The sequence below is a fragment of the Methylocystis heyeri genome (assembly GCF_004802635.2).
Taxonomy (GTDB): domain Bacteria; phylum Pseudomonadota; class Alphaproteobacteria; order Rhizobiales; family Beijerinckiaceae; genus Methylocystis; species Methylocystis heyeri.
Map to the genome: position 1 here is coordinate 2,265,617 of NZ_CP046052.1, position 25,398 is coordinate 2,291,014.

Below are 25,398 nucleotides of genomic sequence, written 5' to 3' on the forward strand. Positions count from 1 at the left end.
GCGCCGGGCCGTCTCAAACCGCGCCCCGCGCGGGAGGAAGCCCGGCTCTCTGGCTTATCCGGCGCGATAAGTCGGACCGCCGGCATTCCTCATCCACGCTCGTTGGAGCGTTCAAGAGATGCAGCGCCATTGAGAGGCTCGCTCGTCGCCAGCTTAAAGAACGGAGATGATGGGCTTTGCTCGGGATTGGCCGGGGGCGGCTGTTGCGATTGATCTGGCGACGGATGCCCCGATAAAGCGGCCTCTGCGGGCGCCGGCGGCGGTTTCCCCGCCTGCCCGCTCGTAGCGCTGTGACGCGTCTCCCCTGCCCGGCGCGCTTTCGCAAAGGCTCGATCGGTCGCCATGAAGCGCTCGATCATCGGCACGATGAGCTTGGCGGGCTCCGCGGCAGGCTGACCATTCGCCTGCCCGAGCACTTCCGCGTAAGCCACGAGGTCCCGATGGACGGCCGCCGGCAGTTCGACAGTCACCTTGACCGGCTTGTCGTCGGCAAGCGGTCCGAGCTTTAATTTGGTCATGGTTTCGCTCCCTGTCCGTAGGGCGCCAACACGAGATCGCGCGTGACGACGACGCGGACCGGAAACCCCGGGCGGATGGTCAGGGTCGGTTGGACATTGAGCTGGTGTTGAATAATCTGCTGGCCTGTCTGGCTGACCGAGTTGGAAGCGCCCGAGCGGATCGCCTGCACCAGGTTGTTTTCATTCTGGCTCGTGCCGGCCTCGGCGCCGACGCTGAGCAGGGTCGACAGCACGGCGGCTTCGAACAGCTTGTCCCAATGATTGTCGACCTCGTCCTCAAGCCCGGCATAGCCGCCGGCATCGGCGCCCGGCTGGCGCTCCAGCACGATCGAGGTCCCGTCCGGCATGATCAGCCGCGTCCAGACCAACAGTAAGCGCGATTGGCCGAAGGCGACGGAGCTATCATATTGGCCGATCAGCTTCGCTCCCTGCGGGATCAGCAGATATTTTCCGGTCGGAGTGTCATAGACCGCTTCGGTCACCTGGGCGGTGATCTGCCCCGGCAAGTCCGAGCGAATGCCGGTGATGAGCGCGGCGGGGATCACCGTGCCGGCTTGCACGACATAGGGCGAGGCCTTGGTCTGGAGCCGATCCAGGCTCACCGTCCGTCGGTCGGTCGAGGCGTTGAGGAAGGCCATCTTGCGGTCCTGCATATTCTGCGCTGCGCCGGCGTCGATCGGCGGCGTCGGCGGCGCGCCCGTTGCGGTTCCGGATGCAGCCGGCGGCGCGACGGCAGCGACCGCGGTCGGTTGGCTTGTCTGCGCGAACAGCCGGCTGACCCGCGCCGCCTCCATCTCCTGGGCGACGCGCTGCGCTTCCGCGTCCGGCGCGGCTCCAACCGTCGTCGGCGCCGCGCCGGCGTTCAGGATCGGCTTGCCGAGATCGCCGGGCAGCGGCGGACCGAGTTGAGGAACCTGGCGCGGCAGGCCGGCATAATCCTTCGGCAGCCCAGCCAGCCCCTCGGCCGAGGGCCGGTTCTGAGTGCTGAGCAGCTCCTCGCCGTTCTGAGATTTATCGTGGGGCTGAAGCGCGTAACCCAGCGCGCCGGCGATTGCGAGCGCGGAAGCCGCGCCGAGGCTGATCAGCACCTTGCGGGACAGACGAGTGACGCGCGGTCGCTCGCCGCGTAATCGCAGATCGGGCGGCGGGACCGACGGGGCCGTTCGATCCTTCTCTTCACCATTCACTGTCATGACCGCGGCCTTCCATCGCTGCGAACGATGCGGACGCGCCGCTCGCTGTCCTTGTCGCCGAGCCGGAGTTCGGCGGCCGCGAACAGGCGATCGACGATGTAGTAGTTAGCTCGGACGCGGTAATTCACGAGCTCAGACCCGCCTGCCGGTCCGATGACGAACAGCGGAGGCATTTCACCCTGAGGGATACCGCGTGGAAACTCGATATAGACCTTCTGGCCGTCGTCGAAGGCGCGAAGCGGCCGCCAGGCGGGATTGTCGCCCTGGATCGCATAGCGGAAGTTGATCGCGGCGAGATCGACCCCCTTGTCGATCGGCGCGGCTTCTTGCGCCTCCAGGTTCTGGCGGCGAAGCGCGATGAGTTGATCTTCCGGATATTGCCAGGAGACCGAGGCCATGTAGGTCTTCTCGGTGGATCGCATCTCGAGGAGATAGGTTCGCCGGTCGGTGTTGATGACGAGGTTGGTGGTGATGTCGGGCCGGGTCGGCTTCACCAGTATGTGGATCTTCTTCGCGGCGCCCGCGCCACTCTCGGTGTCGCCGATGATCCAGCGCACCGTGTCGCCGGCGGCCACGGGGCCAGAGCCGACGAGCTGCTCGCCCTCCTGCAACGCGACGTCGGTGATTTCGCCAGGCGCCGTGTAGACTTGGTAGAGCGCGCCGGCTGCGAAAGGATAGACCTGCACGGCGTTGATGAAGCCATTGCGCACCGGCTGCACGCGCGCGGCGGCGTTGGCCTGATTGACCCGCGCCGCCGGATCGGCCGCTTCGGCAACCGCCTTGCCGCTCCCGAGCGGCTTCAACTGTCCGGGAAGCGGCAGGAGTTTGGGCCGCTCGACGACCTTCACCGGCAGCGGCGGGTTGGCCGCGAGTTTTGCCGGCGCGGCGTCGTCGTAGTCGATGTCGGGCGGGATGAACTTGTTGGCGCAGCCGCCGAGCGCCGTCGCGCCAATCAGCAAAGCCGCCATCGCGCCTTTACTGCGACACAGATTAACGGAGATACGTGAAGCCGGCTCGCCGGCGCCCGAGGTAATCGGCGAGGTCATTGTCCCAGCTCCTTTGACCAGTTGATGGCGATTACGTAAATGCCGAGTGGATTCTTGCGCAGATGATCGGCGTCGGCAGGCGTCTGGATTGCGACCGAGAGGATCGCGGTCCAGCGGGTGGTTTCCGCGAGCGCGCCGTCCTGGTAGCGATGCTCGACCCAGGCGACGCGGAAGCTCGAGGGCGAAGCGCGGATTACGCTGGAGACGTCGATCGCCACTTGCTGCTTGCCGAGCTTGGCGAAGGGATCATTGGCGCGCGCATATTCGTTCAGCGCCTGCGCCCCTCCCGTCGTCGTGAAATCATAAGCCTGGAGCCAGTTCTGGCGCACGATGATCGGATCCGCCGGCAGCGAGCGCACAATTTCGATGAAATGGGCGAGATACCAGGCGATCTCCGGATCGGACGGCGTGTAATCCGCGGTCGCCGGCGCCACCGCCTGGGCCTGGCCGAGCTTATCGATCTGCACAACCCAGGGAACCACGCTGCCGTGGGTCGATTGCCAGACGAGGCCGACTGCGAGACCCATGGAGAGAAAGAGCGAGCCGAACGCCATCAGCCGCCAGTTCTTCGCCTGCACCCGCGCCGAGCCGATGCGCTCATCCCAGGCCTGGGCGGCGCGCTGGTAGGGCGTCTCCGGCTCGGGGGTGCGCCCGTAGCGCACCGACGATCGGCGGAAGATCGACATCTCCTATTCTCCTCCCGAAAGATCGATGGAATGGCCGCCGCCATGGCTGTCGCCCGACCGAAGGGCGTGGCCGGCGGTTTGAGCGCCATGGAACAAGGTCTGATTGCGCTTCATGCGCTGGGCCCAGGCGGGCATGCCGGAATCGATTGCTGTTTCGCCATTGCTGTCGGCGGCGTTCCCGCCCACGGTTCCCATGGTCGAGCCGCCGCCGGTCGCGGCGAATCCAGAACGGGCGCCAGCGGCGAAGTTCTCCTTGAGTGAGTTCACGGCCCGGGACGCGGCCCGGCGCAAGGGCGAGGCGGCGGCCGAGCCCGCCAAGCGCCCTACCCCGCCGAGGCCTGACGCCACACCCGCGGCGCCGGACTGCCCAAAGGAAGCGAGGTTGTAGGCGGAGGCCGCACCGCCTGCCATCGCCGCCCCACCGCGCGCCGCGGCGGCCGCGCCGGATGCGGCGACTCCCGCCCCCCTTCCGGCGAGACCCAACGCCGCGCCGCCGGCCATGGTCGTGCCGGCGACAGCGAGGCCCGTGCCGACCACAGCGCCGGCGCCGAGCTGCGGCGCGCCGGAAACGAGGCCCGTGGCGATGCCGGGACCAAAGATGCCGAGGCCGAGCATTGCGAGGGCGGCGAGCACGACGGAAAGCGCTTGCTCGATCGTCGGCTGGCCGCCGGCGTAGCCCGTCGTAAATTGCGAGAAGAGGCCCGTGCCGATGCCGACGATGACGGCCAGCGCCATCACCTTGACGCCGGAAGCCACGATGTTGCCGAGCACCTTCTCGGCGAGGAAAGCGGTCTTATTGAAGAGAGCGAACGGAACGAGGATGAAGCCCGCGAGCGTCGTGAGCTTGAACTCGATCAGGGTCACGAAAAGCTGAATCGCCAGGATGAAGAAGGCGATCATCACCAGGAGCCACGACACCATCAGCACGGCGATCTGGACGAAGTTGGCGAAGAAACTCGTGAACCCCATCATCTGGCTCGCCGCGTCGAGCAGCGGCTGACCGGCGTCGAGCCCGACCTGGGCGAGACGGCCGGGCTGCAGGAAAGTCGCGGTCGAGATCGACGAACCGCCGGCCTTTAATCCGAGCCCTGCGAAGCTGTTGAAGACGATGCCTGAGAGGTTGTTGAAATTGGTGATGATGAAGGCGAAGACGCCGATATAGAGGGTCTTCTTCACCAGCCGTTGCAGAATGTCTTCGTCCACGCCCCAGGCCCAGAACAGGCCCGCGAGCGTTATGTCGATCACGATCAGCGTCGAGGAAAGGTAGCCGACCTCGCTTTTGATCAGGCCGAATCCGGAATTGATGTAGGTCGTGAATGTGTTGAGGAATGTGTCGATGACGCCGACGTTGTTCATCGCGCCCCTCCGGCTTGAGGAACAGCAGATGATGGGGTGGCCGGCGCGGTCGCTTCATGCGCGGGAGGACTTCGCAGCGGCCGCGCCGGCCTGCCGAAGAACCGCCGGCGGTTCTCATCCCAGACTGCCAGGCAATACGGATCTTCGGCGTCGCTAGGCCCGAGCGCGCTGCAATGGCGCAGTTCGGACGAAAGGTCGTCAGAGGTTGCGGCGGAGGGTGGACCCGCCACCGGAGGCGCCGGCGCATGCTCATGCGTTGCGATCAGCGCAGCGACGATCGCGGCGACGAGGACGCCGATCGCCGCAATGCGGAAGCTGTCCGTGCGCCCCATGATCTAAGCCCTCAGTTGCCGCTGAACATGGTGACGGCGCCGGGCACATAGCCCGTGCGCGTCGAAAAGGCCTTGTACTGTTGCTGCCCCTGGGCTTCCGCCGATGCGGTTCGCGCCTGCTCCAACGCATCGGCTCGGCTCTTGGCGGAAACGACCGCCATGAGATCGGAAAGCTGCTGGGATTGCAGGGCGAGGAGCTGATTGCCGGCCTGGGCGGCCTGAAGCGCGCCGGTCGCGGACTGGCTCGCCGAGACGAGCGAGGACATCGCGCTCGAATTGCTCGAGATATTGCCGACGACGCCGGCCTGTATCTTGAGCGAGTCCTCGAAGGCGCCGACCGAGTTCTGCCAGCGCGCCTGGGCGGAGGCCAGCATGGCGCTGGTCGAGCCCGTGCCCGCAGCGCCCCCGTAGTTCGCCGAATAGGCTTGCTCGATCCGCTGGACGTTGAAGGCGATGTTCTGCGCCTGGCCGATCAGCGCCTGAGTCTTCGCGATGGACGACTGAAGCTGGGTCAGGTTCGAGAGCGGTAGGTTTGCGAGATTGCGCGCTTGATTGACCAGGCTCTGGGCCTGGTTATTCAGCATCTGGATCTGGTTGTTGATCTGCTGCAATTCGCGTGCGGCCGTCAGCGCGCTCTGCGTATAGTTGTTGGAATCGAACACGAGCAATTGCGCCGACGCCGGCGGAGTCGCGATGGCCAGCGAGATCGTGACGGCGCTCGCTATCGCGAAGATGCGAAGCTTATTCATGACGGCACTTCCAGGTTTGGGAGGTTGCGGATGAGATCGGCAGCCCAGGCGAGATCGCGCTCAGTGAGCCAGGCTTCGGTGAAGGCCTCGCGCCCGTGCTCGGCGAGGAGGCGCTCGATCGCGGCGTGGTCGCTCTTCGACGATGCGGCGCAGAAGGCGAGCGCGACGGGGCCGAGGCCGAGCTCGAATAGGCGATTGCCGCGGCGGGACTGGCAGTAGTAGTCGCGCTTGGGCGTCGCGCGGGCGATGATTTCGATCTGCCGATCGTTGAGGCCGAAGCGGCGATAGATGGCGGCGATCTGCGGCTCGATCGCCCGCTCATTAGCCAAGAAGATGCGGGTCGGGCAGCTCTCGACGATGGCCGGCGCGATATTGCTTCCGTCGATGTCGGAGAGCGATTGGGTGGCGAAGATGACGGAGGCGTTCTTCTTGCGAAGCGCCTTCAGCCATTCGCGAAGCTGCTGGGCGAAGGCGGGATCGTCGAGGACGAGCCAGCCCTCGTCGATGATGAGCAGCGTGGGCCTCCCGTCGAGACGCCCCTCGATGCGGTGGAACAGATAGGTGAGGACCGCTGGCGCCGCCGCGGCGCCGATCAGTCCCTCGGTCTCAAAGGCCTGGAACGAGGCGAACCCGAGATGCTCGGCCTCGGCGTCGAGCAGCCGGCCGGAAGGCCCGCCGACGCAATAGGGCTGCAACGCCTGTTTCAACACGGTCGATTGCAGCAGGACCGCGAGGCCGGTGATCGTTCGTTCCTGAACGGGCGACGACGCCAGCGAAGTGAGCGCCGACCAGACATGTTCTTTTTCAGCCGGGCCGATGGAGACGCTTTCCTTGGCGAGGATGGCGATCACCCATTCGGCCCCCCAGGCGCGCTCAAACGGATCGTCGATGCCAGCCAGCGGCTGGAGCGACACGGAATGTTCCGATCCGGCCGAGAGGCTGCCGCCGAGGTCGTGCCAGTCGCCGCCACAGGCGAGCGCCGCCGTGCGGATCGATCCGCCGAAATCGAAGGCGAAAATCTGGTTGTCCCGATAACGGCGGAACTGCATCGCCATCAGCGCGAGCAGCACGGACTTGCCAGCTCCGGTCGGCCCCACGATCAAGGTGTGGCCGACATCGCCGACATGGAGCGAGAAACGGAACGGCGTCGAGCCCTCTGTCTTGCCGAAGAAGAGCGGCGGCGCCTTAAAGTGCTCGTCCCTTCCCTGCCCGGCCCAGACCGCCGAGAGCGGGATCATATGGGCCAAATTCAGGGTCGAGACCGGCGGCTGGCGGACATTGGCGTAGGCGTGGCCCGGAAGGCTCCCGAGCCAGGCCTCGATTGCATTCACCCCTTCCGGCATGCAGGTGAAATCGCGGCCCTGGATCACTTTCTCGACGAGGCGGAGCTTTTCGGCGGCGATCGGCGCGAATTCGTCCCACACGGTGACGGTCGCTGTGACATAGGCCTCGCCGACATCGTCGGAGCCGAGTTCCTGAAGAGCGAGGTCGGAGTCAGCCGCCTTATTGGCGGCATCGGAGTCGACCAGCGTCGACGCCTCGTTGGTCATCACCTCCTTGACGATGGCGGCGATCGACTTGCGCTTGGCGAACCACTGGCGCCTGATTTTGGTCAGCAGCTTCACCGCCTCGGCCTTGTCGATGAGGATAGCGCGGGTGGACCAGCGATACGGAAAGGCGAGCCGGTTGAGCTCGTCGAGAATGCCGGGATGGGTCGCGGTCGGGAAACCGATCACGGTCAGGGTGCGCAAATGACGGTTGCCGAGCCGCGGCTCAAGGCCGCCGGCGAGCGACTCATCCGCGAGCAGCACGTCGAGATGCATCGGCGTCTCGGGGACACGCACCCGCTGCTGCCGGGTCGAAATGGTGGAATGCAGGTAAGTCAGCGTCTCGCCGTCATCGAGCCAACCCACCTCGGGCATGAAGCCTTCGACGAGCTGAAGGACGCGGTTGGTCCGATCGACGAAGCCGCGCAGCAGCTCGTAAGGGTCAACGCCGGTCTGCGCGCGGCCTTCATAGAGGAAGCCCTCGATGCGCGAGGCGTCTTCGGCTGGCGGCAGCCAGACGAAGGTCAGGAAATACCGGCTCTCGAAATGGGAGCCCGCCTCCTCGAAAGCGTTTTGTCGTTCGAGATCGACCAGGGCGGAGGCGGCATCAGGGAAGCTGATGTGCGGATAGGTCTGGGCCGCAATCCGCTGCGCTTCGACGAAGATGGCCCAGCCCGAGCCCAGCCGTCGAAGCGCGTTGTTGAGCCGGGCTGTCACGCCGACCAGCTCGGCGGGCGTCGCGCTATCGAGGTCCGGCCCTCGAAAGCGCGCCGTGCGCTGGAACGAGCCGTCCTTGTTGAGGACGACGCCCTCGGCCACCAGCGCCGCCCAGGGCAGGAAGTCGGCAAGGCTCGCGGGATGTTTGCGGTATTCGGCGAGGTTCAGCATGGCCGCCTCACACCCCGAAGAAAGCTGGATAGCGCAGATGCAGACGCACCACGTCGACGAATTGTGGGTCGCGCTTGGCCGCCCAGACGGCGGCGGCGTGACCCACCACCCAGATCAGCGCGCCAGGGATCCACAGCCTGAGGCCCAGCGCGATGGCAGCCGCGAGCGTGCCGTTGGCGATGGCCACAGTTCGCGGCGCCCCGCCCATCAGGATCGGGTCAGTGAGCGCACGATGGACCGGCGCGAAGAAGCCGGGCACGTCCGGATCGACGATCGCGGCCATCAGATCAGCGCCCCGCCGGAGAACGAAAAAAACGAGAGGAAAAAGCTCGACGCGGCAAAAGCGATCGAGAGGCCGAAAACGATCTGGATCAGCCGGCGGAAGCCCCCCGAAGTGTCGCCAAAGGCGAGTGTCAGGCCGGTCACGGTGATGATGATGACCGAGATGATCTTGGCGACCGGACCTTGCACGGATTGCAGGATCTGATTGAGCGGGGTCTCCCAGGGCATGGAAGAGCCGGAGGCATAGGCCGCCGGCGCGAAGGCCAGCGATATTGCGGTGAGCGTGATCAAGGCGCCGAGTCGGCGACGGGCGCGACTGGCTTTGGAAAGCAAGCGGATCATGACGGTTCTCCCGGAAGTGATAGGTCTCCTCCCGCCGTGGCGGGGATAACGCGGTAGTCGCTGGTGGCGGGATCGAGCCCGGCGACGGTGGCGAGCTCGGCAAGGCGGCGTTCCGCGCCGCGGCCGCGCAGCACCGCCACCATGTCGATGGTCTCGGCGATCAGCGCCTTGGGCACGGTAACGACGGCTTCCTGGATGAGCTGTTCGAGACGGCGCAAAGCGCCGAGCGCCGTGCCGGCGTGAATGGTCCCGATCCCGCCGGGATGTCCCGTGCCCCAGGCTTTCAGGAGATCGAGCGCCTCGGCGCCGCGCACCTCGCCGATGGGGATGCGATCGGGCCTCAGGCGCAATGAGGAGCGAACGAGATCGGAGAGCGAAGCGACGCCGTCCTTGGTGCGCAGCGCCACGAGGTTCGGCGCGCGGCATTGCAGCTCACGCGTATCCTCGATCAGTACCACGCGATCCGTGGAGCCGGCGATCTCGGCGAGCAGCGCGTTGGTGAGGGTGGTCTTGCCGGTCGAAGTGCCGCCGGCGACAAGGATGTTCTTACGGGTAGCGACGGCCTTGCGCAGTAACGCCGCCTGATCGGCCGCCATGATGCCTGCGGCGACGTAGTCATCGAGCGTGAAGACCGCGACCGCGGGCTTGCGGATCGCGAAAGCCGGCGCGGCGACGACGGGCGGGAGCAGTCCCTCAAACCGCTCCCCCGTCTCGGGCAGCTCGGCGGAGACGCGCGGTCGCTCGGCATGAACCTCGGCGCCGACGTGATGCGCGACCAGACGAACAATCCGCTCGCCATCTGCGGCAGACAGCGTGCGCCCGCTATCTTCGAGCCCGCCGGACAGCCGGTCGATCCAGAGCCGGCCATCGGGGTTGAGCATCACCTCGATGATGGAGGGGTCTTCGAGGAAGGTCGCGATGGCCGGGCCGAGCGCGGTGCGCAGCATGCGCGCGCCGCGAGAGAAAGCCTCCGAAGAAGCAAGAGTGACCGCCACGATTGTCCCCGCCGAATGCCGGCCACGAAACGCGATCGGCGACGGGGATGATTAGAGAAGGCAGAAATTTCAATATTTCAACAAGGTTTTAGATGGCGTAGGGCCGAGGCGTAGAGAGGAGAAAAAATACTTACTGGGTGCGATGGCAGGCTTTGGTTGACGGGCGTCAGCGGCAGCTTTCTGCAGACTCAATTGAACTTCTATGGTCGATGTGCCAAAGCGTTCATTCAAAAACTGCTGCGGTCGTCTCGACAACCCAGATCCCGTCCTTCATTTCAAAAAAAATCCAGAGCTTTCTCGAGGATCGAAGCTCCTCAAACTTGCCAAACAATAGCAAACTCAATGCGTGTTCGTGATCTGGGAGCTTTCCAAAATCTTTTCCAGTTCCTGTATCTCCACCGGCTTGACCAGATGGCGATCGCACCCGCATTCCTCCGTGCGCTTGCGGGCGTCCGCTCCGCCCCAGCCGGAAAGCGCGATCAACGTCACATCTTTGCCGCCGGGCCGCTCGCGAATGCGACGCGCCGTTTCATAGCCATTCATATCTGGCATGCCGAGATCAACAAAAACAAGGTCAGGTCGTAGGTCGGCGAAGGCTTCGAGGCCGTGCGCGCCGTCGTTAGCGACTTGAACTGTCGCTCCCAAGGTTTTCAAAAGCAGAGCGAAACTGTCGGCGACGTCGAGATTGTCCTCGATCACGAGAACTCGGTGCGAACTCAACGCTTTCCGCATTCCGCTCGAGAAGTTCGCTTGTACAGCCGGAGCAGTTGCTAATGGGAGGCGAACGACAAAGCGGCTGCCTAGTCCCACTCCGTCGCTGTGCGCCTCGACGTCGCCGCCGTGCAATCGAACAATATCGCGCACCAGCGCAAGGCCGATGCCGATGCCGCCGCGACTCCGCTCAAACGCGCCACCCATCTGGGTGAAAAGATCGAACACGCGCGGGAGCATCTCGGCGGGAATCCCGATTCCAGTATCGGCGACGGTCACGATCGCCTGGCCGTCTCGACTCTCCGAAAAAATCTCGACGCGACCGCCCGCATGAGTATATTTGGCTGCATTGTCGAGGAGATTACTGAACACTTGCGCGATCCGCGCGGGGTCGGCATCGAGAGTGAGAGGCTCCTCGGCCAGCATGAGTTTCAGCTCGAGTTCGTTCGCCTCGACAAGTTCCCGCGTCATTTCAGCGGCCTGACGGATCGCTGCTCCCAGATCGGAAGGCTCTTTCTTCAAACTGATCTTGCCGCGGCTGATCCTGGACACATCCATGAGATCGTCGACAAGCCGAACGAGATGATTGACTTGTCGCTCCATCATCTCGTGAACAGGCTGGGTGGCGTCGCCCGTCTTGTGCAATTTGCTCAGCACATATAGCCCGTTTCGAAGCGGCGCGAGCGGATTGCGCAGCTCGTGCGCGAGCGTCGCAATGAACTCGTCCTTGCGACGCCCCGCGTCTCGCAGTTCACCTTCGAGAGTTTTTCGGTCGGTTATATCTCTCGCAATTACAACAATCGCACTTTTGTCATCCGCGATGATGGGCGAAAGACCCAATGAAACATCCACTCCCGCGCCACTTTTTGTGACGCATTTGAAGTCGTCGCGCACGACTTCCCCCTGCAACACGCGCCTTAGTATTTCGCCGACTTCCCGACACAGTTCGGCGGGAAACAGCATGCAAACGCTGTTGCCGATCGCCTCGCGAGAGCTGTAGCCGAAAAGGTCCACGGCCGCTGCGTTCCAACTTGCAATCGTTCCGTCGGCCTTCAATGAGCAGATCCCATCCGGCGACGAACCGACAATCGCTTCATGAAGGATACGCAACTCCTGGTGGGTCAGATTCGTCACTACAAGACAATGCAGAAGTTCGTTGTCGATCGTGAGGAACGCCGAAGAGACATAAGCGTGGATCGTTTCCCCACTGTCCGCCTGCAACTCGATTTCCCGGCCGCGAGCCGTGCTCTCCAAGAACTCGGTTAGCTGCGGTCGATCCAATCGCGGGACAATGAGATCGCTCACCACACTACCGACCAAGCGTTCGCGAGGCCGCCCGATCATTCGCGCAAAAGCGGCGTTGCAATACAGGATTACGCCCTTCGACGAAACGGTCAGCGCACCTTCGGCCATCTGCTCGACCAGCAGCCGGTACGGATCAGCCGCGCCCTTGAGCGTGTAAACTGCCGGATTCGCTTCGCCCTCGACCACGATCGCGTCAATCTCGCCGCTTCGAATGGCGCGCAGCGTCTCCTCCGCCTCGGCCAGTCGTCGGCGGAGATCACTCCGTTCGTCGTCTACAACTTTTGCGTCCTTCAAGACTCACTCCACGATCAGCGAGGCAAGCTGTTGTTGATTTGACATATCGCCAAACAGCAACCGGACCGGAATGGGACGGTAACGAACGAGAGTCGGCGACACGACCACGTTGGCAGGCTGAGCTCGTTCGGGATGTTCGTAGAGATCGACGATTTCGAGATCGTAGGAGTCCAGTTCGCTTTCGCAAAAGGCTCGCGTATTCGCTACGGCGCGCACCGATCTGGGGGTCAACCCCGTGATGAAGAGCGTCAGGCCGTAACGAGCTTGATCCATTGAGCGAACCTTTAGTGCAATGCGTGCGGACGAATATCCAGACCTATGAGCACGCGCTGTTCGTTGGAGAGATCGCCGATAATTTTTTTTATGGGCTCTGGCAGCCGGCGGACCAGAGTCGGAATCGCAATAATCTGATCGCCTTGGGCGAGTTGCGGTCGCTCGAGGAGATCGATGACTTCGATCGAATAACGCCCCTCGAGATACTCTGTGCAGATGCGGTTGAGGTTCTTGATCGCTCGTAGCGACTTATCCGTGTGACCGGCCACATAGAGACGTAGGTCCCAATTTTCGTTTGAGTTGAAATCGGGAAGAACGTCAGCGTTCCGGGTCATGAGCGGCGCCCTTTTTATTGCGACCGAAGCGATTTAGGGGCTTCGTCCTTCAGCCGGACCCCATGCTCGGTGATTTCCATGACACGCCGCTTTGTTGAATGCGCCATCCCTCTCGATTTGACGACATGCAGTTGGCGAACTACGTCGTCATCGACATCCTCATTGAGCACCCGAATCCAGGTGTCCATAATCGACGAAATGCTTAGATGGGTCAGGTCGTCTTCCGTCTGCAGAGTGGTGAAGAGCGCTGTGACCCCGTTTGTTTTGAGATGGTCGATCAGCCGCAACAGCATGCCCTGGGTTTGATGTTGCGTACCGCTCGCCAGCAGGGCCGAAAGAGGATCGACGACTGTCACATGTGGCCGATAATCGTCGATCTCCTCCAGCATCGACGCAAGATGCGGTTCGAGGCCGTGGAGGCTGGGACGCGTGGAGTGGCACCGCAGCAATCCGCTTTCGATCCACGGCTGCAAGTCAATTCCAAGTGAGCGCATATTGCGCGTCGGTTGGCTTGGACTTTCCTCGAAGGAGAAAAACACGCACCGTTCGCCGCGGCGGCAGGCGGCCTCGACGAAATGCGCCGCAATACTGGTTTTGCCTGTGCCGGCCCCGCCGCCCAGCAAGACGCTAGATCCCTTGTAAAACCCTTTGCCCTCCAGCATCTTATCGAGATCGGCCATTCCCGTCGATACTCGCTCAGCCGAGGCGATCTGAGCGAGACCCAGAGAGGTTACCGGGAAAACCGTAATTCCCCGACGACCAATCAAGAATGGGTATTCGTTGGTCCCATGCGCCGAGCCGCGATATTTTACGACGCGCAGACGCCGGGTCGACAACTGCTCGATGACGCGGTGATCGAGAACGATCACACAGTCTGAGACATATTCCTCAACCCCATGACGCGTCAGACCGGTCTCGCCGCGCTCGGCAGTCACTATAGTCGAAAGACCACGCTCTTTCAGCCAGTTGAACAGACGGACAAGCTCAGAACGCACAACCGCGGCGTTGGGGATGCCGGCAAAAAGGGAATCGATGCTGTCGAGAACGACACGCTTCGCTTCGACGCGATTGATTGCGTGCCCCAGCCGCACGAACAAACCTTCGAGATCATATTCGCCGGTTTCTTGGAACGCCTGTCGATCGAGGACGACGTGATCCATGGCGATCAGCTTTTGCTCCTGCAATTCGACCAAATCGAAGCCAAGCGAGCTGACATTGGCGGCAAGATCGACGATCCGTTCGTCGAACGACACAAACACGCCCGGTTCCCTGTAATCGCGCGCGCCTTTGACTAAAAAGGTCATCGCCAGCAGGGTCTTGCCGCAACCGGGGCCGCCACATACCAAGGTCGGCCGCCCGGCCGGCAACCCGCCGCCGGTCAATTCGTCTAAACCTCTAATTCCGCTAGGTACTTTCTGTATCTCGGGCATTCGGGCGCTCGGAGTCAGGTTACCTCGCCTCGTTGTAGTTTTCCGAACCATCAATGTCCATATATTTCACCAGGGTGTGAAGCTGGCCAGAACGCGGCCATTCGCCGCCTCCGCTCCAGTCTCCACTTTAATTCTCACCCGCATTCTCACCCGCCTCCTCCGGGATTTCCTGCCTCAGCTTCGGCCCTTGGCTGAGGCGTCGACCAAGCGCCGCGACGAAATTATCGTATCGCGCCCCTGCCTGCGCTCGTGCGGCCTTGGCGGCGGGTTCGGGAAGCGGCGGCGTGGTGGTGAGCCAGAAGCGGATGAACAAGGCGAGCGTCTCGACGCTGATGCCGACATCGCGTTCCAGGCGCGCTAAGCGCCTGTCTTGCTGGTCAAGGCGCTTGGCAATGGCGGCCTCGCGTCGCTCGTCTGCGTCCGGCGACAGGAAGGAGGCGATGGCGGCTTCGGCGATGAGCGACATCGACTGCTCTCGCCGGGCCGCATAGACCGACAGTGCCTGCATAAGCGCCGGATCGACATAGACGGATATTTGGACCTTTTTCTTCGGCGCGGCCATGCGGGCCTCACATTCCGAGATCGTCGTCTGGATCAAGCGCGGCTTGCTGGGCGACGCCCCTCATGAGATCCTTCATCCGTCCGATCCGTGGGGCGTCATCGTCGGACTCGTCGATCTCATCGAGCGCAAATTCGTTCTCGATCAATGTTTTCTCCTCGGTGGCGCTTTGATCCAGTTCAGGCTGTCGACGGCGATCTGCGTGCTTTGGATCTTCGTCGTCCATCTGTTCGCCTTCCGGTATGGCCGGAACCTGGGGGCGCGGCGGCAATGGACGGGAAGTCCAGTCGTCGGGCCGTGCTTCCTTGAGCCGCGTCGGCGCCGGCGGCGGCAGGATGCGCTCCTGAAACCGCCCATCTTCGTAATAGCGGGCCTTCCTCGCGCGGATGGGATGGACGCCCGACACCATGACGATCTCGTCGGTCGGCGGAAGCTGCATCACTTCGCCAGGCGTCAACAGTGGACGGGCGGTCTCCGAGCGGGAAACCATGAGATGTCCCAGCCAAGGACTGAGCCTGCTGCCGGCATAGTTCTTCATCGCCTTCATCTCGGTCGCGGTGCCGAGCGCGTCGCTGACCCGCTTGGCGGTGCGTTCATCGTTGGTCGCGAAGCTCACCCGCACATGGCAGTTGTCGAGAATCGAGTTGTTGGGGCCATAGGCTTTCTCGATCTGGTTCAGTGACTGGGCGATCAGGAAGCTCTTGATGCCATAGCCCGCCATGAAGGCGAGCGCGGATTCGAAGAAGTCGAGCCTGCCGAGAGCGGGAAACTCGTCGAGCATCAGCAGTAATCGCTGCCGGCCGGTTTTGGCCTGCAGATCCTCGGTCAAGCGCCGGCCGATCTGGTTGAGGATCAGACGGATCAGCGGCTTGGTGCGATTGATGTCCGAGGGCGGGACGACGAGATACAGCGTCGTCGGTCGATCGCCGGCGACGATGTCGCCGATCCGCCAGTCGCAACGCCGCGTCACCTCGGCGACCACGGGATCGCGGTAGAGGCCGAGGAAGGACATGGCCGTGCTCAGGACGCCGGATCGCTCGTTGCCCGACTTATTCAGCAGCTCACGCGCGGCGGAGGCGACGACGGGATGGACCCCGGCCTCGCCGAGATGCGCCGTCCGCATCATGGCGGAGAGCGTCGACTCGATCGGCCGCTTGGGATCGGACAAGAAGGCTGCGACGCCCGCCAGCGTCTTGTCCTCTTCGGCGTAAAGGACATGAAGGATGGCGCCGACGAGTAGCGCGTGACTGGTTTTCTCCCAGTGATTGCGCTTCTCCAGGCTGCCTTCGGGGTCGACGAGGATGTCGGCGATGTTCTGCACATCCCGCACCTCCCACTCGCCGCGTCGGACCTCCAGCAGCGGGTTGTAGGCCGACGACTTCGCGTTGGTCGGGTCGAACAGCAGCACTCGGCCATGCCGCGCCCGGAAGCCGGCGGTGAGCTGCCAATTCTCGCCCTTGATGTCGTGAACGATCGCCGAACCGGGCCAGGTCAAGAGCGATGGGATGACGAGGCCGACGCCCTTCCCGCTCCGGGTGGGCGCGAAACAGAGGACGTGCTCTGGCCCGTTGTGGCGGAGGTAGCCGCCCTGATACCGGCCCAGCACAACTCCGTCGGGGCCGAGCAGGCCCGCTTGTTCGATTGCCTTTGGCTGCGCCCAGCGCGCGGAACCATAGGTCTCGACGTTCTTCGCCTCGCGGGCGCGCCAGACGGACATGCCGATCGCAACGCCTGCGGCGATGACGCCACCCGACGCCGCGATATACGCCCCCTCCTCGAAGATCGACGGCGCATAGGCGTCATAGGCAAACCACCACCAGAACAAGGCAGGAGGCGGGTAAAAAGGGAAATGCAGCACCTCGAACCAGGGGCGCCCCAGTTCCGGTTGAAATCCGAGGCGCCAGGCGGTCCACTCCGTCGCGGTCCACATCGTCAGCAGGACGATGGCGAAGACGGTGATGACCTGGCCCCATAGAATTTTGGTTGCGGACACCGGCGGCTCTCCTTGTCAGATAAAGGAGATCGGCATCCAACTCCGTGCATCGCAAGCAAGATTTGCGGCGGTTCGCAACAGATCGCACTGGCGCGAAAAACTATTGGAGAGAGCGTAAGCGCGGTCTGGATCAATCAACGAAGGTGCAGCGACGGGCTCGGGGCAGCAGCGCTCGATCAGGCTTCGCCGGCTCTCTCCATTACGGCCTTTACGAGGATCACCGACAGGAATTAGCCCGACTGCCGCCATTGATCGAGGATCGGCGCCGCCGGTACCCGCATCGCAGAACGGGCACATGCGTTTGCGAGCAGACCATTTTGACCCCAAGCGGACCAAGAATCTCGACACCAACTCGTTCAGAGGCAACCCCCCCCTCCAAAGGAATTGGGGGAGTGTGTCCATCAAGCTCGATACGTCGATTTTTAGCAGAGTTGCGCGCGGCCAAACGAACGCGCGTCCGACGCTGGCGTCTTCGTTAAACCCGCTTGATCCCCGGCGGCTGCCACGTGCCCTTGCCGGGGGGCAGGATCGATGAAGCCGGCGGCTCCTTTGGCCAGTAGAGACGCAGGACCATGTAGATCGGTCCGGCCGGAGCGGGCAGCCAGTTGGACTCCTTGTCCGCGCCCGGCGACGCATGCTGGATATAGATCGTCAACGAACCATCGGCGTTCTTTTTCATTTTCGGCAGCATCGGGGAATTGATCAGATACCGGTCAATCGGGTTTTTGATCAGCAGCTGCGTCTTGCCGTTATACATGGTGATCGACCAGAAGGCGTTGACCGGCGGCAACTGGTCGGGGGGGAATGTGATGGTGTATTTGTTTTTCGATCCGTCGAGCGGCTGGCCGTCGGAATCGTTTCGCGTAAACGGGTACATCGCCTCTTCGGCGTCGTTGGCGTAGATGCCGGCCTTTGCAATGACGGCGCGCTGCAGCCAGACGCCATTGAAGAAGGCGGAGTCGCCGCCGGCGGAAGTCACCCGCCAGCCGTTGATGTCCACGCCCGCCTTCTTGACCGCCTCTTCGAGTTTAAGCTCGCCCAGCTTCATGCCGGCTGCCAACTCGAGTTTATCCTTGAGGGACAGTTCCTTGAAGTCGAAGGTTTTGCCCGGCCCTATGCCGATCGACGCCAGATTTTCGCGGATTTCAATTTCATTGGGCTGGGCAGGCGCGAATTGCAGAGCGAAGTCGAGATATTCGAAGAAATTTGTCTTCGCCAACTTCTTGTCGATCTTAGGGAACGCAATCGGCCCAGTCCCGGCGGGCGCCGGCTGCTTCAGATAGGCCGAAAGCGGCTGCGCCTTATAGCCGGCCTGCACCTTCTTCACATTTTCCATGTCCTCGGGATCGAAGAGTTGGGTGCGGAAGAGCGCCAACGAGAATTGTGTGCCCGAGCGGAAAACTTTTTTGATCCCTGGAGGCGTCGGTCCGTTCCAGTTCGGTCCCGCGACCAGGTAATCGCCAGCGTCGCTGCCGGTCGCCCGGCTGCCAATATAGCCGTAATTATAGGTGTTCCCGTCGCACAACATAACTGAGTAGTAGCGCTTCGGATCGATCGCCGGCACGGAGACGACGATCGGTTCGGCCCGCAGATCGAGCCAGAGCATCGAATAGGGCGTGTCGCTGTTGGGTGTGGGGACGCTTGTATCCTTATAGGTGAAGACGCGCGCCTCATTTACGATCTGATTGAATGGCCCCTTGTACTGACCCGATTTCTTGTTGATGACGAAGTCGTACATCACGGCATAATTCATCACCATCGGCAGGCCGTAGATGAGTCCCGCTTCCGCGATCTCGGCCGCCTTGATCAAACCGGGGCGCGCAGATTCAGCGAAGGCGAGCGAACTGCGGGCCACGCCGTTCGCGGCGATGCAAGCGGCGGATTGAAGCAATTTGCGCCTTGAAAACATTGCTCATTCCTATGTTGTCGGCCTGGCGGCCGTTGATCCGATCAAGACCGCCGATCACTTTTTCCGTAACCAAGCATAGCCTTTGCCGTCGTCACCGTAGAAGCATCGTCTACGCCCTATCCTCGCGATCCGCGTCGGAGACGCCAAAACCGTAAGCTCAAGCGAAGAACGGCGCAACACCGCTGATTTCTGGACTTCTGCTTCTGGCGCATCGCTGCCTTTGATGACGCCGCCGGCAGAGCGCCTCGCCAATCCATATCGTTCGTCCCCCTACATGCCCAGCCCCCGGCTGCGCCCGAAGCCCCAATCAACGCCGCCGTCGTCGCGTGCAACGCCGGAGACATGGCGGCCGAGTTGCTTCTCAAGGGATGGCGTCCAGGGCACGAGCTGGAAGCCGAGGCCGTCATCGATCATCGCGTAGCGACCGGAGGCGAGCGCGAAGCGCTGCCGGTAGGTTCCGGCGACATACTCCCCGGAAGCGGCGGCGTTGAACGGCTGGCCGGTCTCTGCCGCAAGCCGTTCGCCCAAGGCTTCGACCTCTCTGCGCCGGAGCGTGCCGATCAGATTTTGCGAAAAGACGATGCCCTGCGCCCGGCGCTCGGCAAGCCCCTGCTCTACGAGCTGCTCGGCCCGGCGTTGCATCGCCTCGCGGACTTCGGCGCCAAAGCCGGACTGGGCGAGCGCCACGGGATCGCGCGTCAAAGCTTGCCGATCGAGCCAAGTCGCGCCGCTGGCCGTCACCTGATCTTCGATAGCGAGGTCCGAACGCACTGCCAGCGCAACGCGCCGCCGCCCCTGCGCATCATCGAACTTTCGCAGCTCGACGATGGCCCCCGGCACGCCGTCGCCGGCGGCGCCGAAATCGGGAAGTTTGATGTGATGGGTGCGGCCGTCCACGCCGTCGATGACGGCGTAGGCCGTCCCCTTCAGCTCGTCGTCGAGGCCGCGATCGACCAAGCGGCCGATGATCGGGATCTCGAGGCTCTCGCCGGCGAGGACGTAGCTCGCGGTCGCGCGCTCGATGCCACGTTCCGCGAGGCCGCGATGAATGCGCTTGATGATGTCGCCGCGTTCGCCGAGCTCGCGCAGCGTCGTTTCCGAGGCGTCGTCCGTGGTCCATTGGCCGGGTCCGACCTGGTGGGCGAGGCCGAGGCTCTCCAGGCGCCGTAATCGCCCGACCTTGAGCGCGTGAAACTGGTCGGGCTGTCGTTCCGGGTCCGGCGTAAGGTCGATGACGCCATGCCGATCTGCGTCACGAACAAGCTGCCGGTCGAGCTGGGTCCAGCGTTCGGCGTCGACCTGGCGCTCCAGGGCAAGCTGGATGTCGCGGTCAGTGCGCGGCCCCAGCTCCTGCGTGACGAGATCCTGGGCGCGCGCCCGCAACCCTTGCTTGATGTAGTCCCGCGATATGACCAGATCCTGGCCGTCGTCGGCGACGCCGCACACGACGATGTGGACGTGCGGATGCTGGGTATTCCAGTGATCGGCGGCGACCCAATCAAGCTTGGCGCCGAGATCCTTCTCCATCTGGCCGACCAGCTCGCGGGCGAAGCCCTTGAGGTCGGCCATCTCCGGCGCGTCCTCGGGCGACACGATGAAGCGGAAATGGTGACGGTCCTTCTCGCAGCGCTCGGCGAAGGCCTTGGGGTCCGCGTCCTCCGTCCCGGGGCCCAACAGCCTGGCCTTCTCCCCGTCCCGGGTGACGCCCTCGCGCCGGAGGTAAGTCAGATGGGCTCCGAGAGGCGTCGATCGCGCGGTATGCCGCACGACGCGGGCTTTCACCGTCACCAAGCGAGATCGTCCGGTCAGCAGATGGTTCGCCTGCACGCTGGCGATGCGCCCCCGCCCAAACGTCGAACGGCTCCCGGTCTTCAGCGTGCCTTGTTGCGAGACACCGCCGCCGGCGCGTTGGGCGGCGGCGAGCGCCTGAGCGATGAAGGGTTTGGCGCGCTGGCTGCGCGAGGAACGGATGCGGCCCGGCCGGGGCCGAAAATCGCTCTCATCGGCCATCGCCGACCTCCGCAATGTGCAGAAAAGACAGAGTGGACAGGGTGTTGAGGATCGCGCGCGCATTGCGCGCCGGAATCGAACATTTCCGGATCAGCGAAAAAGACCTGCAAAAACAACCGCCCGACCGAGCCGCACCTTGCGGCCTTTTATCTCGCCCTCCTCCGGTCGGCTGCCCGGCATCCCACCTGCCCGCTCGCTTGTGTTCGCTCATCTGCGCCAACGCGCGCTCCGCTGAGCCGAGACGGGAGAATGCGCCTTTCGGCTTCAGACGAGCTGGATGGCGCGCATTCATGGCTTCCGCCCCGGCGACGAGAGCGCAACGAACAGGCCTTTGGACTGCGGCGCGATTGCCGATAGGTCGCGCACTCCAGCGCCCGCGGGTGTTTCGCGTGAGGATCGATCCGAAGCCGCTTGATCCGCGACCTGCGCGCCATTCGAACGCGTGGCGAAGAGCGGCGCGTTGAACCAGACGAGACGAGCGACGGAAGCGGTGAGAACGGTGGGGTCGGCATTGCCCTCGCCGATCAGCGGCAGCAATTCGGCGGCATAGGCGATGGTTTCTCCCGGCAACGGACGGCCCCGATCACGGTAGTCCTCATAGCGGCCGGGTCCTGCATTATAGGCCGCGAGAAAGCCCGGCGATCCGTAGCGATCATGCAACTCGCGTAAGTATGCGGCGCCCGCCAAAATGTTGTCGTGCGGATCATAGGGATCGCGTCCGAGGCCGTAGCGCACCCGCAAACCCGCCCAGGTGTCGGGCATAAGCTGCATCAGGCCCATCGCGCCCTTGGGTGAGATCGCACGCCGATCGCCGCGGCTTTCGACATGCATGACCGCCCGAATCCAGGCCGCCGGAATGCCGAAACGCTGCGCCGCCTCGCTCACGAAAGCGCTGAAGAGATCCCTCGCCGCCGGCGCGCGCTTCGTCGCCACATGCGCATGTGTTGGAGTGATCATCGCCATGAGCAAGATCACGCAGGCGACAGCCGGCGACGATAAACGAATGCTCGCCCAGTCTCCGAGCTGGAGCGAGCGAGCCATCGTGCTCGCCGCCGTCAAGGGCAAGGCGCAAGCGCCGGCCAAAGGCCGCCCTTGACCGCGTCTGCGCGCGCCGGCTGAAGGCTCGTCGAGCGGGACGGAGGGATGAGGCGGTCTTTCCGCGAACAGAGGGATGGAGCAAGGGCTCGCGATCGGGAGCTGGAAGCGCATGAGTTCAGTCCCGCTCGCTGCGCTTCGGCGGCCGGTTCCAGTTCAGGACCCATGCGGATTTGTCGTCGCCTGACTGAAAAAGATTGGCGCGGATCGGCTGCATCAAAGACGGATCGTCAATGATGAGCGAGACGTAATCTCCGGCCTTTTCGCCGATGCGCTTCCAGCCCGCGCCGATCTCCGGGCCGCCGGCGTCGCCGAGATGGATGCGGTAGTCCGGCGCGTTGTCAGCGTCCGACGGTTCGGCCGGAACGAGAATGAGATGGCGCTCGACGGTGAGCGTATGGATGCGCCCGGCGAAGCCGGACTTGTCCCGGGTAAACTGACCAATCTGCGTCATGGAAAGCCTCCGTGGTGGGCGGTTGGAAAGCGGATCACTCGGTGGCGGCGCGCCATACGAAGCGGCCGTCGCCGGCCTCGTCGGTCCACAGCGGCGCCGCGCGTGCGACGATCGAAGTGACGGGAAGCGGACCGAAATAGCGGCCATCAAGGCTGTCCGGCACGGTCGGGTTCATGAGGAAGACTTCGCCCGGTTGAAGCGTACGGCAGCCGCTCCAGCGCGGCAGCGGACGAGCGAGATGGTCGCGCGTCTGCGCCGCGCCGACACCGACATGATCGATCGTGACGGCCCCCCCTGCCCGGCACACGATCTGCCCCGGCAACGCCATCACGTGCTTCAGGAGAGGCACGCCTTTCGGCAGGAAGCCGCCGTCGGCGAGGTAGCTCGCGATGGGTTCGGGCGGACGGACTGCGACCAAGTCGAGGCTGTGAAGCTGTCCGACCGGCCGCAGCACATAGAACCCGATGGGCGTGCTGGCGGTGCCGTTCCAAATCAACCGCGGCGTGAGATCAAACAACGCTGCCCCGCCAGCCGCGAGCAAGCCAACGCACGTCGACATGACGTAACTGAGGCGGCTCATGGCGAGACGTTCCGGCGTTTAAGCCACGCCGCGTGCTGCTCGCGTGTATAGGCGCGCGGCTGATGGCCGGCTGCGACACGGTTCTGGAGGTGGCGCCAATATTCCGGCGCGACATCAGCGGGATCGATTTTGAGCGCCTCGATCGCGTCGATCGCCTGCAGCACGCGCTCGACCTTGGGCCAGCTATCGACCCGCAGCAGGATCTCGCCGCCCGGACGAACGAAAGGCAAAGTCTGAAAGCGTGCGCCGGGTTCGACCGCGCGCACGATGTCCATCCGCGAGATGATCGTGCCGTAATCGTTCGAGGCCCAACGGACGAATGCAAAAATGTTGTTGGGTGTGAAGCTGGCGATGCTGCGGCGGCGATCGAGGATCTTCTCCTCGGCGCGGCGGCCGAACCGCAGCCAGTGCTCGATCTTCTTCTCGATCCAGGTCAGATGGACATGGGTGAGAGGCGCCGCGCTGTGATATGCCGACGGTATGGCGTGCTGGGGCAAAGGCTCATTGTCGTTCATGAGGGTTCTCCGGGATCGACGGGGAATTCGCGCGAGAGAAGCTCGCGCAGCATGTCGGCGACGGTGACGCCGCGCCGGAAGGCGGCGATCTTGATGCGGCCGCGCAGCGCCGGCGCGACGTCGATGGTCAGCCGTGCGGTGAAGGCCGAAGCGTCGTCCGCGCGACGCGCATGAGCCTCGGGAGCTTTGATCCAGCTCTCCGCGTCGCCGGGTCGGGAGGCGAAGCCACGTCTGGTCGAGCGCTCGGTCATGGCGCGATCCTCGCGACCTCGGCGGCGAGCGCGGCGATCTCGCGGGCGGCGGCGCCCTGCTCGGCAAGCTCGAACACCAGGCGGCCGGATCGCGCGGCGTCGGCGAAGGCGACACGCTGGCCGATTGTGCTGGCCAGCACCGGCGGATCATGATCGGCCAGGGTCTGGGCCGTCTCGCGAGCGATGACAGTGCGAGCGCCGCAGCGGTTCAAGACGAAGCGCGCGGCGAGCTGTGGGCGATAGATGCGCGCCTCGCGGAGAAGGCCGAGCATCTCGGCCGAAGCCCAGCCGTCGAACGGCGACGGCTGCACGGGGATCAACACCAAGTCAGCTGCGAGCAGCGCCGAACGCATCAGGCCAGCGACGCGTGGCGGTCCGTCGATAACGACATGATCGGCGGCGCGGGCGAGTTCCGGCGCCTCGCGATGGAGCGTATCGCGCGCCAGGCCGACGACGCCGAAGAGCCGAGAAAGCTTTTCCCGCGCGCGTTGCTGCGACCAGTCCAACGCCGAGCCCTGCGGATCGGCGTCGATCAGCGTGACATGTTTGCCCTGCAGCGCCCATTCGGCGGCGAGATGCAAGGCGAGCGTCGTCTTGCCGACGCCGCCCTTCTGATTGAGCAAAGCGACGATCATCGCTTCGCTCCCGGTTTACGACCGAAGGGCAAGGATGGCTGATTTTCTGGGTGCCCCGAGACCGGGGCCTTGGCTCTGGTTCGTTTGTCCCCAGATCGCGCGGGCGGACAACAAAAGTTAGATTCTAAGTTAGATTCTAAGTTATGCGGCGAGATTACCGTTTCAGGCCAGAGTGTTAATTGCGGTTTTAACGCCCGAAGTCCCGATACCCCCACGCCCGAAGTCCCGATAGTCGGAACGCCCGAAGTCCCGAGGCTATCCACAGGGTTATCCACAGGCCCTGTGGATAAGTCGGCAGGCAGGATGCGCAGTTGCTCTCGCCGGCCCTCGCGTTCGATGAGCAGCCGATAGCCCGGAAGGGGCTGACGGGCGGCGATCCGGCGCAGGTCGCAGGCGAAGTCGGCGAGCTTGGCGAGGCTGCCAGATTTCTGGTGAAGATGCGCGATCTCGAACAGCCAGCCCGTGGGCTGGCGGCCGGCGTGCTTGCGGGCGACCCGATAGAGCCAGCGCTCGATGCCGCCGGTGAGGCGGAAATAGGCCGGGTCGATGGTGAGGACGAGCGAGCGATCGATGACGCCGCGGTAGAACCAATCGGGGAGAACAAATTCCATGCCCTCGACGCGGCCGTCGCGCGTCGTGCATTCCTCCCACTCGTTGATCCAGGAGAACTGGTGGCGCCGCCAATGCTCGCCATTGCGGATGGTGGTGCGGATGACGGTCGCCTGCAGGCGGGAAAGTGCGCCCTTCAGGAGCCTATAGTCGCGGGCGCCGGTCTGCCGGCCGACAGAGGCCAAAAGCTGGTAGGGCGTGAAGCGCAGAAAGCGCGAAGTCTTGAACCCGAGGTTTTCGGCTTCGACCAGCTGACTCGCGGCCCAGATGAGCACGTCGGCGTCCCAAATGGTCGCCATTCCGTGCTCCGGCACGGCGTGGACCTCGACCCGGACATCACCGGCCTCATAGAGAATCGGCGCGGTGCGCCTGGCCTTGGCGAGCGAGAAGAACGGACGCTCCATCAGGTCTCGTTGATCGCGCGGGCTGGCGTCGCCCGTGGCGACGACGAACGGATCGAGCATGCTGCGTTCGCTGACGGTGATGGGGCGGCGCGACGACATTGG

The 25,398-nt window shown here is 63.8% G+C and carries 26 protein-coding genes and 1 pseudogene; 1 reads left to right on the top strand and 26 read right to left on the bottom strand.

The genetic code is table 11. The features are described 5' to 3' along the window. Positions 1-308 precede the first annotated feature (308 nt). The 20 genes and pseudogenes from H2LOC_RS10335 to H2LOC_RS10430 form a co-directional block, all read right to left on the bottom strand. Positions 309-518: pseudogene (locus H2LOC_RS10335) on the bottom strand (DUF2274 domain-containing protein); the annotation flags it as partial. After that, on the bottom strand, positions 515-1,711 hold the full coding sequence (locus H2LOC_RS10340) for a TraB/TrbI/VirB10 family type IV secretion system protein (protein WP_136496321.1): 1,197 nt from the start codon (positions 1,709-1,711) through the stop codon (positions 515-517). The pseudogene H2LOC_RS10335 and the gene H2LOC_RS10340, both read right to left, overlap by 4 nt. After that, a complete protein-coding gene (trbG, locus tag H2LOC_RS10345) occupies positions 1,708-2,757 on the bottom strand; it encodes a P-type conjugative transfer protein TrbG (protein ID WP_154331621.1) in 1,050 nt (349 codons plus the stop codon). The genes H2LOC_RS10340 and trbG overlap by 4 nt, the downstream gene beginning before the upstream one ends. Further along, entirely contained in the window at positions 2,754-3,443 is a 690-nt protein-coding gene (gene trbF, locus H2LOC_RS10350; RefSeq protein WP_136496322.1) for a conjugal transfer protein TrbF, read from the bottom strand. The genes trbG and trbF overlap by 4 nt, the downstream gene beginning before the upstream one ends. A 3-nt stretch (positions 3,444-3,446) precedes the next feature. Further along, the gene (gene trbL / locus H2LOC_RS10355) at positions 3,447-4,799 is read right to left on the bottom strand and encodes a P-type conjugative transfer protein TrbL (protein ID WP_136496323.1); all 1,353 of its coding nucleotides are present in this window, start codon (positions 4,797-4,799) and stop codon (positions 3,447-3,449) included. Further along, complete coding sequence (trbK-alt, locus tag H2LOC_RS10360) at positions 4,796-5,131, bottom strand: putative entry exclusion protein TrbK-alt (RefSeq protein ID WP_136496324.1); 336 nt, start codon at positions 5,129-5,131, stop codon at positions 4,796-4,798. The genes trbL and trbK-alt overlap by 4 nt, the downstream gene beginning before the upstream one ends. 11 nt (positions 5,132-5,142) lie before the next feature. After that, positions 5,143-5,880, bottom strand: coding sequence for a P-type conjugative transfer protein TrbJ (trbJ, locus tag H2LOC_RS10365; RefSeq protein WP_136496325.1), 738 nt, complete (start codon positions 5,878-5,880; stop codon positions 5,143-5,145). Next, entirely contained in the window at positions 5,877-8,315 is a 2,439-nt protein-coding gene (trbE, locus tag H2LOC_RS10370) for a conjugal transfer protein TrbE (protein WP_136496326.1), read from the bottom strand. Before trbE ends, trbJ begins: the two co-directional genes overlap by 4 nt. A 7-nt stretch (positions 8,316-8,322) precedes the next feature. Continuing rightward, a complete protein-coding gene (locus H2LOC_RS10375; RefSeq protein ID WP_162009745.1) occupies positions 8,323-8,598 on the bottom strand; it encodes a VirB3 family type IV secretion system protein in 276 nt (91 codons plus the stop codon). Further along, a complete protein-coding gene (locus H2LOC_RS10380) occupies positions 8,598-8,939 on the bottom strand; it encodes a TrbC/VirB2 family type IV secretion system protein (RefSeq protein WP_136496327.1) in 342 nt (113 codons plus the stop codon). The genes H2LOC_RS10375 and H2LOC_RS10380 overlap by 1 nt, the downstream gene beginning before the upstream one ends. Continuing rightward, the gene (gene trbB / locus H2LOC_RS10385; RefSeq protein WP_136496328.1) at positions 8,936-9,886 is read right to left on the bottom strand and encodes a P-type conjugative transfer ATPase TrbB; all 951 of its coding nucleotides are present in this window, start codon (positions 9,884-9,886) and stop codon (positions 8,936-8,938) included. The genes H2LOC_RS10380 and trbB overlap by 4 nt, the downstream gene beginning before the upstream one ends. Positions 9,887-10,273: 387 nt before the next feature. After that, positions 10,274-12,244 (bottom strand): PAS domain S-box protein, encoded by a 1,971-nt coding sequence (locus tag H2LOC_RS10390; RefSeq protein WP_136496329.1) that lies wholly within the window; start codon positions 12,242-12,244, stop codon positions 10,274-10,276. Between the two features lie 3 nt (positions 12,245-12,247). Then, positions 12,248-12,517 carry a circadian clock KaiB family protein gene (locus H2LOC_RS10395; protein ID WP_136496330.1) on the bottom strand — a complete coding sequence of 90 codons (270 nt, stop codon included), beginning with the start codon at positions 12,515-12,517 and terminating at the stop codon, positions 12,248-12,250. A gap of 11 nt (positions 12,518-12,528) precedes the next feature. Continuing rightward, positions 12,529-12,852, bottom strand: a complete 324-nt coding sequence (locus tag H2LOC_RS10400; RefSeq protein WP_136496331.1) for a circadian clock KaiB family protein — start codon at positions 12,850-12,852, stop codon at positions 12,529-12,531. A 14-nt stretch (positions 12,853-12,866) separates the two neighbouring features. Continuing rightward, positions 12,867-14,282, bottom strand: coding sequence for a circadian clock protein KaiC (kaiC, locus tag H2LOC_RS10405; protein WP_202620450.1), 1,416 nt, complete (start codon positions 14,280-14,282; stop codon positions 12,867-12,869). A 127-nt stretch (positions 14,283-14,409) separates the two neighbouring features. Continuing rightward, on the bottom strand, positions 14,410-14,844 hold the full coding sequence (locus H2LOC_RS10410) for a CopG family transcriptional regulator (protein ID WP_136497073.1): 435 nt from the start codon (positions 14,842-14,844) through the stop codon (positions 14,410-14,412). A 7-nt stretch (positions 14,845-14,851) separates the two neighbouring features. Next, the gene (locus H2LOC_RS10415) at positions 14,852-16,834 is read right to left on the bottom strand and encodes a conjugal transfer protein TraG (protein ID WP_136496333.1); all 1,983 of its coding nucleotides are present in this window, start codon (positions 16,832-16,834) and stop codon (positions 14,852-14,854) included. Positions 16,835-17,309: 475 nt separating this feature from the next. Further along, positions 17,310-18,743, bottom strand: coding sequence for a DUF1254 domain-containing protein (locus H2LOC_RS10420; protein WP_136496334.1), 1,434 nt, complete (start codon positions 18,741-18,743; stop codon positions 17,310-17,312). A 270-nt stretch (positions 18,744-19,013) separates the two neighbouring features. Further along, the gene (locus H2LOC_RS10425; RefSeq protein WP_136496335.1) at positions 19,014-20,753 is read right to left on the bottom strand and encodes a relaxase/mobilization nuclease domain-containing protein; all 1,740 of its coding nucleotides are present in this window, start codon (positions 20,751-20,753) and stop codon (positions 19,014-19,016) included. 288 nt (positions 20,754-21,041) lie between these two features. Beyond that, positions 21,042-21,716 (bottom strand): lytic transglycosylase domain-containing protein, encoded by a 675-nt coding sequence (locus tag H2LOC_RS10430; protein ID WP_246206785.1) that lies wholly within the window; start codon positions 21,714-21,716, stop codon positions 21,042-21,044. Here H2LOC_RS10430 and H2LOC_RS21925 point away from each other — a divergent pair. Then, a complete protein-coding gene (locus tag H2LOC_RS21925) occupies positions 21,715-21,849 on the top strand; it encodes a hypothetical protein (RefSeq protein WP_281350497.1) in 135 nt (44 codons plus the stop codon). The two genes, H2LOC_RS10430 and H2LOC_RS21925, sit on opposite strands and share 2 nt — an antisense overlap. Before the next feature lie 117 nt (positions 21,850-21,966). On the opposite strand, the gene H2LOC_RS10435 is transcribed toward H2LOC_RS21925, so the two are convergent. Genes H2LOC_RS10435 through H2LOC_RS10460 form a run of 6 tightly spaced genes read right to left on the bottom strand, consistent with a single transcriptional unit; the run spans position 21,967 to position 25,395 of the window. Beyond that, the gene (locus tag H2LOC_RS10435; RefSeq protein WP_136496337.1) at positions 21,967-22,302 is read right to left on the bottom strand and encodes a DUF736 domain-containing protein; all 336 of its coding nucleotides are present in this window, start codon (positions 22,300-22,302) and stop codon (positions 21,967-21,969) included. A gap of 34 nt (positions 22,303-22,336) precedes the next feature. Then, entirely contained in the window at positions 22,337-22,882 is a 546-nt protein-coding gene (locus H2LOC_RS10440; RefSeq protein WP_136496338.1) for a S26 family signal peptidase, read from the bottom strand. Next, complete coding sequence (locus H2LOC_RS10445) at positions 22,879-23,397, bottom strand: DUF2840 domain-containing protein (RefSeq protein WP_136496339.1); 519 nt, start codon at positions 23,395-23,397, stop codon at positions 22,879-22,881. The genes H2LOC_RS10440 and H2LOC_RS10445 overlap by 4 nt, the downstream gene beginning before the upstream one ends. Continuing rightward, positions 23,394-23,648 carry a hypothetical protein gene (locus tag H2LOC_RS10450; RefSeq protein WP_136496340.1) on the bottom strand — a complete coding sequence of 85 codons (255 nt, stop codon included), beginning with the start codon at positions 23,646-23,648 and terminating at the stop codon, positions 23,394-23,396. The genes H2LOC_RS10445 and H2LOC_RS10450 overlap by 4 nt, the downstream gene beginning before the upstream one ends. Further along, positions 23,645-24,283 (bottom strand): ParA family partition ATPase, encoded by a 639-nt coding sequence (gene parA / locus H2LOC_RS10455; protein WP_136496341.1) that lies wholly within the window; start codon positions 24,281-24,283, stop codon positions 23,645-23,647. The genes H2LOC_RS10450 and parA overlap by 4 nt, the downstream gene beginning before the upstream one ends. After that, positions 24,280-25,395: a replication initiator protein A gene (locus tag H2LOC_RS10460; RefSeq protein WP_136496342.1), complete on the bottom strand. Its 1,116-nt coding sequence runs from the start codon at positions 25,393-25,395 to the stop codon at positions 24,280-24,282. Before H2LOC_RS10460 ends, parA begins: the two co-directional genes overlap by 4 nt. Positions 25,396-25,398: the final 3 nt, after the last annotated feature.

Excerpts from the sequence above, each read along its gene's own strand:
- H2LOC_RS10375 (WP_162009745.1), bottom strand. The coding sequence starts at position 8,598 with ATGGCCGCGATCGTCGATCCGGACGTGCCCGGCTTCTTCGCGCCGGTC.
- H2LOC_RS10435 (WP_136496337.1), bottom strand. The coding sequence starts at position 22,302 with ATGACGCAGATTGGTCAGTTTACCCGGGACAAGTCCGGCTTCGCCGGG.
- H2LOC_RS10380 (WP_136496327.1), bottom strand. The coding sequence starts at position 8,939 with ATGATCCGCTTGCTTTCCAAAGCCAGTCGCGCCCGTCGCCGACTCGGC.
- H2LOC_RS10400 (WP_136496331.1), bottom strand. The coding sequence starts at position 12,852 with ATGACCCGGAACGCTGACGTTCTTCCCGATTTCAACTCAAACGAAAAT.
- trbB (WP_136496328.1), bottom strand. The coding sequence starts at position 9,886 with ATGCTGCGCACCGCGCTCGGCCCGGCCATCGCGACCTTCCTCGAAGAC.
- trbF (WP_136496322.1), bottom strand. The coding sequence starts at position 3,443 with ATGTCGATCTTCCGCCGATCGTCGGTGCGCTACGGGCGCACCCCCGAG.
- H2LOC_RS10395 (WP_136496330.1), bottom strand. The coding sequence starts at position 12,517 with ATGGATCAAGCTCGTTACGGCCTGACGCTCTTCATCACGGGGTTGACC.
- H2LOC_RS10440 (WP_136496338.1), bottom strand. The coding sequence starts at position 22,882 with ATGAGCCGCCTCAGTTACGTCATGTCGACGTGCGTTGGCTTGCTCGCG.
- trbE (WP_136496326.1), bottom strand. The coding sequence starts at position 8,315 with ATGCTGAACCTCGCCGAATACCGCAAACATCCCGCGAGCCTTGCCGAC.
- trbJ (WP_136496325.1), bottom strand. The coding sequence starts at position 5,880 with ATGAATAAGCTTCGCATCTTCGCGATAGCGAGCGCCGTCACGATCTCG.
- parA (WP_136496341.1), bottom strand. The coding sequence starts at position 24,283 with ATGATCGTCGCTTTGCTCAATCAGAAGGGCGGCGTCGGCAAGACGACG.
- H2LOC_RS10430 (WP_246206785.1), bottom strand. The coding sequence starts at position 21,716 with ATGGCGATGATCACTCCAACACATGCGCATGTGGCGACGAAGCGCGCG.
- H2LOC_RS10410 (WP_136497073.1), bottom strand. The coding sequence starts at position 14,844 with ATGGCCGCGCCGAAGAAAAAGGTCCAAATATCCGTCTATGTCGATCCG.
- kaiC (WP_202620450.1), bottom strand. The coding sequence starts at position 14,282 with ATGCCCGAGATACAGAAAGTACCTAGCGGAATTAGAGGTTTAGACGAA.
- H2LOC_RS10425 (WP_136496335.1), bottom strand. The coding sequence starts at position 20,753 with ATGGCCGATGAGAGCGATTTTCGGCCCCGGCCGGGCCGCATCCGTTCC.
- H2LOC_RS10420 (WP_136496334.1), bottom strand. The coding sequence starts at position 18,743 with ATGTTTTCAAGGCGCAAATTGCTTCAATCCGCCGCTTGCATCGCCGCG.
- trbL (WP_136496323.1), bottom strand. The coding sequence starts at position 4,799 with ATGAACAACGTCGGCGTCATCGACACATTCCTCAACACATTCACGACC.
- H2LOC_RS10460 (WP_136496342.1), bottom strand. The coding sequence starts at position 25,395 with ATGTCGTCGCGCCGCCCCATCACCGTCAGCGAACGCAGCATGCTCGAT.
- H2LOC_RS10445 (WP_136496339.1), bottom strand. The coding sequence starts at position 23,397 with ATGAACGACAATGAGCCTTTGCCCCAGCACGCCATACCGTCGGCATAT.
- trbG (WP_154331621.1), bottom strand. The coding sequence starts at position 2,757 with ATGACCTCGCCGATTACCTCGGGCGCCGGCGAGCCGGCTTCACGTATC.
- trbK-alt (WP_136496324.1), bottom strand. The coding sequence starts at position 5,131 with ATGGGGCGCACGGACAGCTTCCGCATTGCGGCGATCGGCGTCCTCGTC.
- H2LOC_RS10450 (WP_136496340.1), bottom strand. The coding sequence starts at position 23,648 with ATGACCGAGCGCTCGACCAGACGTGGCTTCGCCTCCCGACCCGGCGAC.
- H2LOC_RS21925 (WP_281350497.1), top strand. The coding sequence starts at position 21,715 with ATGAGCAAGATCACGCAGGCGACAGCCGGCGACGATAAACGAATGCTC.
- H2LOC_RS10340 (WP_136496321.1), bottom strand. The coding sequence starts at position 1,711 with ATGACAGTGAATGGTGAAGAGAAGGATCGAACGGCCCCGTCGGTCCCG.